Raw genomic sequence first — 248 nt, 5'->3', positions numbered from 1 at the left:
CTGAGAACAGGCCGGGTAAAGCAGAAGGGGGCTTTTGTGCGTCGATGCCAGTGGCTAAAGAAAGCCGGATCTTCCTGACGTATCGTGATACTTATCAGGATTTGATTACCTTGGCGCACGAACTGGGACACGCTTACCATAACTACATCCTTCACGACGAACCGGCGCTTGCGCAGCAAAAAGGCGTAAGTGTGGCAGAAACGGCTTCCACGTTTATGGAGAATCTGGTGCTGGATGCCGTCATCGAC

At 52.4% G+C, this 248-nt stretch carries 1 protein-coding gene; it reads left to right on the top strand.

The features are described 5' to 3' along the window. On the top strand, nt 1-248 hold a 248-nt coding region (locus SB775_RS32345), incomplete at both ends, for a M3 family metallopeptidase (protein WP_410865388.1).

The organism is Peribacillus sp. SIMBA_075 (assembly GCF_046534585.1).
Note: the sequence above shows the minus strand (reverse complement) of the source record. Positions and strands in the feature narration are given on the sequence as shown.